Genomic DNA, 11,332 nt, shown 5'->3' on the forward strand with positions numbered 1-11,332 from the left:
CCCAGCCAAAGACCATCACCCTTCTGCCTCGATTGGTTTAGAACTCAAGCAACGGCATTGACCCGCCCCCACACCCGAACCCCACCACAGAACCTAACAAAGCCCTACTAGACACGCACGCCCCGACCCGCAGCTGCGACCAGTTCGAACGCGGCCGGCTTGGCGCTATTCAGGCGATCACCAGCAGGCTCACCCACATCGCCGACCGCACCGTTCACAGGGCCCGCGCGGCAGTCGCCGCCTCGCAGACGCCCGCGGCCGCATCGAACCCGGATCCGCGCCCACGCCCCCTCGCGCACGGTGGTCGACAGCGTGGGGGAGGAGCAGGTGCACCGGGTGCTGGAGGCTGCCGAGCGGATCTTCGTGTCCCTGAGACGAGCGGGAGCGGTTCGAGGCGATCCTCAACCCCCCGGAGGGCAAGCCGCGGTGGACGTCGGACGACGCCAGCCGACGGGTGGGGCAGAAGGTCGAGCATCCTGTCTCGCCGCAGGAGAAGATCACCGCGATCCACTCCCTGGCCCGGGACGACCAGGTCGCAGCGACAATCACCCGTGACCTCCTGAAGCGTCCGCAGGTCGCGGCGAAAGTCCCGACCAAGGACAAGGCCCGGGTGGTGGAGGAGTTCACCCGCGACGAGACGGCCGCAGCGGCGGCCGCCACCAATCTGCTGCGCCGACCCGAAGTCGCATTCACGTCACCGCCTGCCATGCCTTCGTCGCCGCAGCCGGCCGCACCGTCTCCAGCCTGCGCGACCGCACCCTCGCCGACGACGAACGCACCATCGTCCACCAGAACATCGCCAAGGTCCGTGCCACCCTCGACTGGATCGAGACCGCCGTAGACACCGGCAAGATCGACATGGACGACGAACTTACCCGCCTCCTGCGGGGTGAATAGCAGTGGACAAGCGCTCCCCGACCGCGGAGCGCCAAGCAGACCTCGTCCGCACCCGCTCTGCTCCGCACCGCGCCCGCCAGCACGACCCTGATCGAACTCACAACGGAAGGCGGACTCAACCGCTGGCAGACCCGCCGCGCGACCACCGCCCTCAAAAACGTCTGCGCGCAGAACGAATGGCCGCCCCTCCTGTGGACACGCGAACGCGACTACCACTTCTGCGCTGACGAGACCGAACTGGAGAACTGGGAACGGGCCTGGATCAGCGAACGTCTCACCCAGTTCCGCTGGATGCTCACCAGCACCGTCGGACCCCACCTCCAGCTCTTCCCCCACAGCACCTGGGCCGAATACCTCACCGCCCAGGTACGGGCCATCGAATCCAACCTGGAGATGGCCGCCCAGCCCAGAACCGTCGGCGCCGCCCACGAACACGGCATCATCTACGCCCTCACCGCCCACGCCCGTCGTCGCGGCCCGGGTCAGCGGGCGAACGCCGAGCCGAGGACGCGGCGGGTGAGCTTGTCCGGGAGTCGCACCGAGGCCTCACTGTGATCGCCTTGTAGCGCCTACCGAGGCGCCGATGCCCTTGAGGAGCTCGGCGCCCGGCGATATTGCTGGTCTGATTGCCGACGGCGAGGTCAACGGCGACCTTCGCGACCGGACGTCCGGCGCGACGAGATCGAGCACCCTGCGCGGGAGCTCCAGCGGGGTAGCGCTTGGGCATCGAGACGAGTCCTCAGCCAGAGCTCGGGTACGCAGTGCTCGCCCGCGCCCACACCGCCGGGACTGTGACGAGGCCGGACGAGCCACGGCGGACGAGCGTGAACGCAGATGTCACGCGCCGTCGATGATGTCGAGGACGGCGCGCACCGGGTCGGCGGCCCGGTAGTCCGCGCTCAGGTCCCGCGCCCGGCGTCGGAACGCCGGCTCGTCTAGCACCCGCCGGACGGCCTGCCCGACCGCGGCGGTCTCCGGTCGGCCGGTGCGCAGGTCGACACCGACGCCGAAGTCCGCGACCCGGGCGGCCACCGCGGGCTTGTCCTCGCTGCCGCCCGCCACGACGAGCGGCACGCCGTGGTGCAGGGCGAGCTGCACGCCGCCGTACCCGCCGTTGGTGACCAACGTCGAGACACTCCTTTACGTAGGCCTCTGCACGGGCCAGCAGAGCCCCCGAACCATCGAAGTCCTCCAGGCGCAGCGCCGCCGCCGACGCGAAGATCGCCGCCTCCACGGCCAGCGAGGCGTCGTCGATCCGCTCGGCCAGCCGCATCGCCCGCTCCGCGGTGGCGAACAGGTCCGCGGCGACGCGGTTGAACCCGGCGCGCGCCACCAACCAGCGGGCCCGGCCCCGCTCGCTCAGGTCGTCCTCGTGCAGGCGGTCGGTCCAGGCGAGGCCTTCGTGGGTGTGCCCGGTCATCCACAGCGGCAGCCACACCGACCACAGCAGCTCGGCGGCGTCGTCATGCCGACGGGCGTCGACGAGCTGGTCGAAGCCGAGCCGCAGCACGCGGCGATCGACCTCGACCTGCTCAACCGCCGTCATGTCGCCGCGGCCCCGGATCCGCGCACCGTGTTCGCGCGCCGCCCGCAGGGCCCAACGGGCCACGCCCCGACGGACTTGTTCCCGGTCGGTCGGTTCGAGCGTCTCGAGCGCGTACCGGCGGACCGGTTCCAGTAGCCGGAACCGCGCGACCAGCCCTGCGTCGTCGACGCGGGTGACCAGTGAGTGCTCGATCAGCTCGGCGAGCGCGCCCACCGCACCCGCCGCGTCCGGCGCAGCGATCGCGTCGACGGTGTCGAGCGAGAAGCTGCCCGGGACCATGGCGAGCCGGGGAAGCAGTCGTCGGGCCGCTCCATCAACCCGCTCCTGACTGTGGCACATGCCCGCGAGGTCGTCGCCGACGCCCTTGGATACACGCCACCACGACCATCAGGGTCGCTACTCAAGCCGGAGGGGACCGGAGCCGGTAAGCCTCCGGGGAACACCGACGGTCACCATGGCTGATCACCACGGAGAATTGGCGACAGTTGAATGCACCAGCTCACCAGTAGTAATCCACGACTCCCCGACGGTGAGATCTTGTGACTATTTGAGGCAAATGAGATGCTGATGAGCATTTGGTTATAACGAGCGTCTTTTTTCTGTTTCGGGTGTTCTGGCAGCGCAGGATCGGATCCGCCCCGGCCCCTCCCGGCCGGTGACCTGACGGAGCATCACGCTCTCTCGTATGGAAAGGACGCCTTGGATGACTGACAGGTTCAAGCGGGCCGCGGCCCTGAGCGCGGCGACGGTCGCGATGACCGCAGGGACACTGCTGGGCGCGATCGGTAGCGCCTCCGCCGCCCCGACCCATCCCACCCCGGATCACGCCCGGCATTGCCGACATGACGGGGGCTACTGGACCCGTGTATGGATCCCGGGCCACTGGGAGCACCACCACTGGCAGCGCGGCCAGAGCAAGCGCATCTGGCACCCCGGTCACACGGACTGCCGCCGCTAGGCCCTGCCTCGAGTTCAGATCCCAGAAAGGTTGCCTCGGCTGCCGTAGGAACCATCTGTGACGCGGTGATCTGACGGATGGCGCGAGCCCCGGACCCGGTGGTCCGGGGCTCGATCACGTATCCCCGCGGGTTGGCTCGGCTGCATAGGTGGAATCGCATGGCGCTTGTAGAGGCGCCACCCTGACCCGGCACATCAACGCCCCGCTCCGTCGCGCCCATCTTCGGCAGATCGGCCCCGCGTCGGGCCGGCCGCTGCCGGGACATCCCCTGGCGACCCTGGTCAGGGTCGCCAGGGAGAACTGGGTCGAGGCCAGCGCGAGCATGGAAGCCCTGCGAGCCACACCGCTGGGCGGGCAGTTCACGTTCATGGGCAAGACCTACACCCGGCAGAAGAAGGCCTCGACGACGGCGTTCCGGGCCTATGACGAGACTGGCCGTCGCGCCCATCTGGGGCTGGTCGAGGAACGGGTGTTCTGGGCATGGGCCACGAACGAGTTCCTCCACCAGACCGGTGCCCGAATCGAAGAGATGCTGGAAGCCAGCCATCACAGTCTGATTCAGTACAAGCTGCCCAGCACTGGCGAGGTCGTCCCACTACTCCAGGTCGCGCCGTCGAAGACTGATGAGGAGCGACTTCTGCTGGTCAGCCCGGAGTTGGCGGACGTCCTCAGCACGATCATCGCGCGTGTCCGCGACCCGCGAACGGGCGCGATTCCGATGGTGGCCAGTTATGACGTCGCGGAGAAGGTCTGGAACCCGCCGATGCCTCTGCTGTTCCAGTGGACCTACGGCGGACAACTCACCCCAGTGTCAAGGTCGTTGATCAGGAACGGCCTCAACGAGGTCTTGGAACGGGCGGGTCTCACGGACTCCGCTGGCCAGCCGCTCGACTTCGCGCCACACGACTTCCGGCGAATCTTCATCAGCGATTCGATCCGCAGTGGCCTGCCGCCCCACATCGCCCAGGTCCTCGCCGGTCACTCCGACATCAACACCACGATTGACTACAACGCCATCTACCCTGCCGACGCCATCGAGGCCCACCGGGCGTTCATCGCGCGTCGGCGAACGCTCCGCCCCAGCGAGGAGTATCGGACCCCGACAAACGAGGAATGGGACGCCTTCCTCGCCCACTTCGAGAAGAGCAAGCTCTCGCTTGGCACCTGCGCGAGGGCGTTCGGAACGGCCTGCGTTCACGAGCATGCTTGCTTAACCGAACTGATCTTGAAGCGGTTCTCTGGTGCAGCGGGGCCTCGTTCGTTGACTGAAGGTGACCACAGAAAATCTTGTGCTGCAGTGATGTTCGGCGTGTTGTGTCCGGGCCTCCGGCGATGTGCGTCAGTCGCCCGGCGTGCTCCGGCCGACAGACGGATGGAAGTCGGGCATACCGAGGTTGGTGGTGGTGTGTTTGGTGGCGAGCTCACGCATCGAGGCGAGTTTGTCTTCCGCGGCGGCCACGCTCGTCTCGATGGCAGCGACCTCGCCGAGCCATCCCTGGTCCTTTGCTTCCTTCAGACGGTCGAGGAGGTTGTCGTGGATCTCCTCAAGCCGCGGCATTTGGTCGGGATCGGGCCGAAGTTGTGGACATCTGACACATGCGTGTTCATGGACACAGGGGCTGCCGTAGTCGCGGGTGCAGATTCCGAGGGCGACTTTGCGGAGCTCGAAATGGCCGAGGAACTCCTGCCATTCTTCCGGGGTGAGGCTGCGGTACTCCTCGCCGGGACGCTCGGCTCTGCGACGTGCGATGAAGGCCCGGTGGTGGGCGATGACATCGTCGGAGTAGATCGCCGCATAGCCCATCGTGGTGTCGAGAACCTGGTGGCCGCAGATCGCGGCGGCGATGTGCGGAGGCAGCCCGGTGCGGATCGCGTCGGTGATGAACAGCCTGCGGAAATCGTGCGGCGTGAACGTCAGCGGCTGGTTGCTGACGTCACTCAGCCCGGCTGTGGTGAGTGCCCGGATCAGGGAAGTACGGACGAAGCTGCGGGTGAGGGCATGGTGCTCGGTCCCGTGGCGGCGCTGGAACAGGAATGGCATGGGCGGGCTCCAGACCTGCTCGAAGACGTCGTAGGCGGAGACGAGGGGCAGCGCTGCTTGTCCGGCACGAACCCGGAAGATGATGGCGGTGAGGACCTCGCCGAGTTCCGGGGAGACCAGGAGGAGCCGTTCACGGTCGGTTTTCGACGGGGCGATCTGGAGCATGGGCACGACTTCGCCGGTGGTCGGCAAGGTGTATGCGACGAAGCTGTGGTGGGTGAGTTCAAGCAGCTCCTCGATGCGGATGCCGGTGTGGCGGAGCACTTCGACGATGGCCCAGGCCCAGAACGCGACGTCCTCCTCGTGGGTGAGGTCGCGTCGCTTGCCGGTGGCCAGGTCGCGGACGAAGACCCGACCGGACTCGCCCGTGCGGTGGCGCAAGAACTCCGATCCGGTCGCGGTGAACTGCGCTTCGGCGGAAGCACTCTCGGCCAGGCGCAAACGTTCCTCGGCAGCCTTGCGGTTGCGCTCGACGGCCCGCACCAGGGCGGGCAGCGCCGGCAGCTGAGTCCTGGTCCGCTGGTCCATCGCGGCTTTGCGGCGTAGTCGGACCTTCTTCTGGGAGCACTCGTTCGCCTTGATCGGGCAGGGGGCGACCCACGGCCCCCACCGTGCCGGGTCGTCTGCCGCCCAGCGGGCGATGTCCTGGTAGAAGGCACGCACGAAGACGAGTTCGTGGCGGTAGCCCGCCCGGAGCCGTGATCCTCCGTCCGGGGTCTGGACATGCTGCAGCCGTTCCTTCCATGCCTTCGCGACCTCGGCCGTCAGTCGCAGCGAGTCGATGCCGGGGTGGTGGATCTCCAAGTCGCGCCAGAATCGCTTGCAGAGGGTTCCGGCGATGGACCGTACGGAGTTGTGGTCCAGGTCCGCTGAGCGTTCGGTGAAGTAGTCGACCAGCAGGTCGCGTACCGGTTTGCAGACGATGCCGTAGCCGTCAATGATCTGCTCGATGCTTCGCTTGCCGGGCAGCACCGCGGCGCGGAGTCTGGGCGGCGCGTCGGCGGGCAGCACACCGCTCTCAGCCAGGAGGGCGTAGAACAGTGGTCTGCCCGCGCTGCCGCGGTAGTGGTGCTGTTCCAGTGCTGCCACGAGTTCGAGGCAGTCGCCCACGGTGATCTCCTCGACGCCGCCGCCCTTGTGGAGCACGATCCAGGTGATCCTGTTCAGCGCATCGGTCCGGATGAGGCCGGCAGGGCGAAGGGCCTCAAGGCGGGCGAAGCCGCCCGGGTCGATCGCGGCTCGCGCCTCGGACAGCATCTTCGCTTGTCGCTGGGCCAGCAGCCAGCGGTAGGAGGGCCGGATGACCTGGCCACAGACCAGCAGCAGCACTCCGGTGCTCAAGTCGCCTCGGTGGTAGCCGGCTGCCTGCGGCCCAAGTGCCAGGTCAGTCCAGTCTCGTCCGGCGTCGTCAGCGCCGCTGGCCAGCCACCGGTCCTGCCAGGTGGCCCCGGGCTGCCGTTCGAGCCAGTCCAGGAGGCGGTTCAGCCCGCGCCGCCGGACGGTGTCCCGGGGCCGGCCGTCGACCGTGGAGGTGAACAGCTCCAGAAGCCGCGTGGTGACCTCCGCGCGGTTGAGTGTGGTCTGTTGCCATTCCTGTGCCGTAGGCCGGGCTGCCCATGCATCCGGCCGGTCCTGATGTGGTGGTTGCGTGCATTCCCTTGTGGACTTCGCGCCCGCGTTCTCCGTTGTGATGCTCACCGGTTGCCTCCGCCGGGAGCGGACGGGCCGAGCAGCGCTTCAAGTACTTCGGGCCGATAGCCGGGTGCGGGCGGGGCTGGCGGCTTCTCCCGTTCCGCGCGCTGTCGCGCGTGATGGGCGAGGATCTGGGCGACGACCTCGTCCTGCGCGGGCGAGAGGTATAGCTCAGTTGTGGTGATATGTGCGTGTCCGAGGACCCATTGGACGTCCGCAAGTGTCAGGTGCGGGTCGCGGATCATCCTTTTGGCTGCGGAATGCCGCAGGTCGTGCAGGGTCCAGTTCGAACCGAGCGCATCGTTGGCTCGGTTGAAGACCATCCGGGCCGCGTCGTATCCCAGCTGGCGAAACGGGCGCCGAAGCGTCCACCACAGCGGTTCGTCCGGACCGTCAGGAACCAGCTCGCGCATCTGGTGCTGATACAGCTTCAGCCAGACGAACGCGTCCGCCGAGGCCGGCAGGTGTTGAAGGGCACGGCTGCCCTTGCGGACTACACCGATGAGCTGGTCTTCCGGAAGGGCCAGGCTCCGAGTCGAACCGAGCAGCTCGGAGGCCCGGGCGCCAGTAGAGATATAGAACGCGACCAGTGCGCGATCCCGGTGCGACGCGAGCCCGGCGAACAATTCATTGAACGCCTGGTCGGGGATGCTGCGTGGAATCCGCCGGGGCTCTCGCGGCTGGTACTCCGCCCGCCGGGACGGCCGACGGAACGGCTGCATCGGGTTGTGGTGGGCGTTGACGTGTTCGTCTTCGGCGGTCCTGGCCTTGGGGAACGGGTTGATCAGCGGTCGGCCGTGCATCTCACGGTGGTACTCGTAGAACGACCGGACGACCGCTCGCGCGTGCCGCCTCGTCCGGTCGGCGTAATTCTCGCCGGGCGTCTGCTTGCCCGTGACCGGGTTGGCCGCCCCCGGCCTCGGTGCATCGGGGCGGCGTGGCCTCGGCGGTTTCTTGACGGTCTTCAGCCACAGCGCGAAGTCCCTGGCCTCTGCTCGCCCCGCGCGGTCCCACGCAACGTCGATTGCAGTCAAGAACCGGAACCAGGCAAGGAGTTCATACGCGTACGAGCGCAGGGAAGCGGGACTGTCGTCATCGGCGAGCATGTGGTGGAGGAACTCGGTGACGGCGTCGACCTCGACGCCGTCGCTTCCGATCAGCCGGTACGGAAGCATCGGGTCGCCGGTCTCCTCGACCCGGCCCGTCCTCAGTACCTCCAGCGTCGCTATGTCCCGCACCACTGCCGTGTGTTCTTGCATCTCTACCTCCACGAGCCGTCGTTGGCTCGCGATCACAGCAGATTCGGGTGCACGAGCGGGCAAGGCTTGTGACCGCTGGTCGACACTGACCGTCACCGTCCGTCTCGCAGACGGACCGATGGGCTGTCGAGGTTAGTTCGGTCAACGGGGCGTCACGTGCTCGCTCCTTCGGCCCGAAGCCTCCAGCGCGACCGGCTGATCGAGATCCGCGACAACCTGGTTGACCGGATCGCCGAAGCCCAACGCGAGGGCTGGCTCGGCGAGGTCGACGGGCTTGAGGTCAGCCTCGCAGCGGCCCAAGAGAAGCTCGCCCAACTCGACGCGGCTCTCCAGCCATCCGTCATCCATCTCGGCCTTCCGACCTTCGACCAGATCGCCGGACGATCCAGTACCTCGTGACCGTTTCCCAGCCGGACTGCTGGACTCCCTGCGCATCAGATCAGCTCGGAGCTGCGGGCCTCTTCGTACTCCGGCTCCGGTATCGGACCCTTCTTCTTTCCGACAGCAGGCAGGGTAATCAGCAGCACAGCTGCTCCGAGGAGTGCGATGACCGCGATCCAGCCCGCGCCGACGTGCATAGCATGGATAAACGCATTATCAGCAGCCTGAGCAAGAGTGGGCCGGTGGATAGCGGTGGCGACGTGGCGGGCCTGTTCGGCGGAAACTCGCGCCTGATCCTGCACCGGACCGGGTGCACCCTCCAGCGAAGGTTCGATCGCACGTCGGTACATGATCGACATGATCGTGCCGCCTACTGCGATTCCGATCACACTGCCGGTTTGTCGCACGGTGTTGGTGACGGCCGATCCTGCACCGGCCTGTTCCAACGGCAGGTTGCTGATCAATGCGGCCGTAACGGGGCCGATCACCATGCCGATCGAGAGACCCTGTATTAACAACAGGATCTCGATCCAGACGAGTGGAGTTTGGAGTCCGAGGAACCCATACCCGCCCATGGTCAGCGCAGCCACGGTTAGCGCCGGCACGGTGACAGGGCGTAGCGACAGGCGGCGAACCAGGCGCGAGGCAAGGGGCGCCCCAGCGAGCGCGCCGAATGCGGTCGGGATATTGGCCAAACCCGCCTTCATCGGCGAAAATCCGAGCGCGCCTTGCAGGTAGAACGCGTTATAGAAAGTGATGGCGGCCACAGCAAAGAGCAGCAATCCGAGCGCCACATTGCCGCCACCGAATGTGCGTTGCGCGAGCAGTCGCGGATCAAAGCTGGGCACCTTGACACGCAGTTCGACGAGTACGAAAACGGCCAGCAGAACCAGACCGACAACGATCGGCGCCCAGACGTCGGTACGACTCCACACAGCCACCTGACCCGCCCGGATGAGCCCGTAGGCCAACGCCACGAGCCCACTGATCGACAGCAACATTCCAGCGGGGTCCAGTGGCCGCAGAGTGGGGCTGCGGAAATTCGGAACCAGCACGGCGAGCCCGACCAACGCCAATGCCGCGACCGGAACATTGATCAGAAAGACCGAGCCCCACCAGAAATGATCGAGCAGGAACCCCGCCAGCACCGGGCCGGCAGCCATTCCAACACCGGCCGACGTCGAGAAAATGCCGATCGCGGCAGCCCGTGCGGGGCCAGTAAAGGTCCACATAAGGATGGCCAAGTTGGCGGGCGTGATCAGCGCGCTGCCCACCCCCATCGCAGCTCGAGCTGCAATCAGCTGGCCCGCATCGCTTGCGTACGCCGCCCACAGTGAGGACCCGGCGAAGATCACCAACCCACTGGAAAACACAGTCCGGTGACCGAACCGATCGCCCAATGCGCCTGCAGTGAACATCAATGTGGCGAAGGCCAGAGTGTACGAACCGGTCGCCCATTGCAGCTGACCGGGATCGGCCCCCAGTCCACGGACCGGGTCTGCAAGGGTCTCCAGCGTAGTACTCAGGACGGTATTGTCCAGCCAAATTAGCAGCGAACACAACATAAGAACGGCAAGAATCAACTGCTGCCTGAATTTCGGCAACGTTGGAGGCGCGGTCATGAACACCTTCGGATATCGATCGGCGGGAACCTGAACGACTGGACCATAAGTAAACTCCACGACGCCGTCAAGCTTAGAGTTTCTTGTCAAGACTGTTGCGGCCGAACGGACTATATGCCCTCTGTCGGATTTGCGGACTGAACAATTTTGTGCCCTCTGGCGGATTTGCGAGTTGAGGGATTTCATGACTTCCGGAGGGTTGCGACCGAGCGGATTTCATGCCCTCCAGTGAGCTGTCGCACCGCGTCCTGCGACCCCAGCTCGGTGCCCCGCCAAACCGCAGCTCCTGCCCGCCCAAGACTGCCGGAACACTGGCACTTACCTGACGCTTTACCGAGCACCATTTCTGCGTCACTCACCATGGCCTTCAGATCAGGGCGATCCAGTAGTTCGGAGAAGGCCTCCTGTGCGCCTTCTGCAACCGGGTGCTCGAGGAGTGCCCGCACCTGACCAACTGCCCCAGGGCCGATTACCTGCTCGCGCCCCCGGCGTCCGAGCTGAACCTCCTCTACCCGGCCAGCCAGCAGTGGCGGCCCACGGAAGCCACCCGCCGACGCAAGATCGAACAGCTCGGATGGGAATCCCTGGACGAGCCACGCAGCACGCAGCCCTGCGTGACCTCAGCTAAGCCCTGCCCGAGGCTGCGATCAGCCGGCTTCTCGGCATCAGCATCGTGTCCGTCGACCGCTGGAAGACCGGCGGTCAATGGGCAAGCTACGCGGCCGTAGTGGCCCAACGCTCACAGAGCCGCCAGGCGGAACGGAGCGAAGATCTGGATGATCGCGCCGGGTGACCCGGGCTACTGCCGGATGGGCGTAGAGCCCGGGAAGGTGCACCGAGAGGTCCGTCGACAGGCAGCGACCGTGGCAGCCGAGGCGAGGGCGTGGATCAGCTTGGGGTTGTGGCGCCAGCGCCCAACTGCCGCTCGATCTCCGC

General features: G+C 66.6%; 8 protein-coding genes and 3 pseudogenes. 6 read left to right on the forward strand and 5 right to left on the reverse strand.

From position 1 onward, the window contains the following. Positions 1 to 373: 373 nt before the first annotated feature. Positions 374 to 897, forward strand: a pseudogene (locus tag IEZ19_RS52345) (DUF6192 family protein); the annotation flags it as partial. Positions 898 to 1,188: 291 nt separating this feature from the next. Continuing rightward, the gene (locus IEZ19_RS48010; RefSeq protein ID WP_189317676.1) at positions 1,189 to 1,452 is read left to right on the forward strand and encodes a hypothetical protein; all 264 of its coding nucleotides are present in this window, start codon (positions 1,189 to 1,191) and stop codon (positions 1,450 to 1,452) included. A gap of 282 nt (positions 1,453 to 1,734) precedes the next feature. Here the strand turns inward: IEZ19_RS48010 and IEZ19_RS48015 are convergent, their stop codons facing one another. Further along, positions 1,735 to 2,022, reverse strand: coding sequence for a glycosyltransferase (locus tag IEZ19_RS48015; RefSeq protein WP_189317677.1), 288 nt, complete (start codon positions 2,020 to 2,022; stop codon positions 1,735 to 1,737). On the opposite strand from IEZ19_RS48015, the gene IEZ19_RS48020 reads away from it, so the two are divergent. Beyond that, on the forward strand, positions 2,015 to 2,578 hold the full coding sequence (locus tag IEZ19_RS48020) for a hypothetical protein (RefSeq protein WP_189317678.1): 564 nt from the start codon (positions 2,015 to 2,017) through the stop codon (positions 2,576 to 2,578). The two genes, IEZ19_RS48015 and IEZ19_RS48020, sit on opposite strands and share 8 nt — an antisense overlap. Before the next feature lie 21 nt (positions 2,579 to 2,599). Here the strand turns inward: IEZ19_RS48020 and IEZ19_RS54415 are convergent. Next, positions 2,600 to 2,782 (reverse strand): annotated as a pseudogene (locus tag IEZ19_RS54415) (winged helix-turn-helix domain-containing protein); the annotation flags it as partial. A 364-nt stretch (positions 2,783 to 3,146) separates the two neighbouring features. Between IEZ19_RS54415 and IEZ19_RS48025 the strand changes: the two are divergent. Further along, positions 3,147 to 3,401, forward strand: coding sequence for a hypothetical protein (locus tag IEZ19_RS48025; RefSeq protein ID WP_189317679.1), 255 nt, complete (start codon positions 3,147 to 3,149; stop codon positions 3,399 to 3,401). A 367-nt stretch (positions 3,402 to 3,768) separates the two neighbouring features. Beyond that, positions 3,769 to 4,407, forward strand: a pseudogene (locus IEZ19_RS52350) (tyrosine-type recombinase/integrase); the annotation flags it as partial. A gap of 333 nt (positions 4,408 to 4,740) precedes the next feature. Here the strand turns inward: IEZ19_RS52350 and IEZ19_RS48035 are convergent. After that, complete coding sequence (locus tag IEZ19_RS48035; RefSeq protein ID WP_229841683.1) at positions 4,741 to 7,140, reverse strand: tyrosine-type recombinase/integrase; 2,400 nt, start codon at positions 7,138 to 7,140, stop codon at positions 4,741 to 4,743. After that, complete coding sequence (locus IEZ19_RS48040; protein ID WP_189317680.1) at positions 7,137 to 8,393, reverse strand: tyrosine-type recombinase/integrase; 1,257 nt, start codon at positions 8,391 to 8,393, stop codon at positions 7,137 to 7,139. The genes IEZ19_RS48035 and IEZ19_RS48040 overlap by 4 nt, the downstream gene beginning before the upstream one ends. A 156-nt stretch (positions 8,394 to 8,549) precedes the next feature. Between IEZ19_RS48040 and IEZ19_RS48045 the strand changes: the two genes are divergently transcribed. Next, entirely contained in the window at positions 8,550 to 8,792 is a 243-nt protein-coding gene (locus IEZ19_RS48045) for a hypothetical protein (RefSeq protein ID WP_189317681.1), read from the forward strand. Between the two features lie 35 nt (positions 8,793 to 8,827). Here IEZ19_RS48045 and IEZ19_RS48050 read toward each other — a convergent pair whose 3' ends face one another. Next, positions 8,828 to 10,396 carry an MFS transporter gene (locus IEZ19_RS48050; RefSeq protein ID WP_189317682.1) on the reverse strand — a complete coding sequence of 523 codons (1,569 nt, stop codon included), beginning with the start codon at positions 10,394 to 10,396 and terminating at the stop codon, positions 8,828 to 8,830. Between the last annotated feature and the right edge of the window lie 936 nt (positions 10,397 to 11,332).

Source organism: Streptomyces brasiliensis (assembly GCF_014647875.1).
Classification (GTDB): Bacteria; Actinomycetota; Actinomycetes; order Streptomycetales; family Streptomycetaceae; genus Streptomyces; species Streptomyces brasiliensis.

What these genes read in the sequence shown, in the direction of transcription:
- IEZ19_RS48010 (WP_189317676.1), top strand. Translation starts at nt 1,189, where the DNA reads ATGCTCACCAGCACCGTCGGACCCCACCTCCAGCTCTTCCCCCACAGC.
- IEZ19_RS48050 (WP_189317682.1), bottom strand. Translation starts at nt 10,396, where the DNA reads ATGACCGCGCCTCCAACGTTGCCGAAATTCAGGCAGCAGTTGATTCTT.
- IEZ19_RS48040 (WP_189317680.1), bottom strand. Translation starts at nt 8,393, where the DNA reads ATGCAAGAACACACGGCAGTGGTGCGGGACATAGCGACGCTGGAGGTA.
- IEZ19_RS48025 (WP_189317679.1), top strand. Translation starts at nt 3,147, where the DNA reads ATGACTGACAGGTTCAAGCGGGCCGCGGCCCTGAGCGCGGCGACGGTC.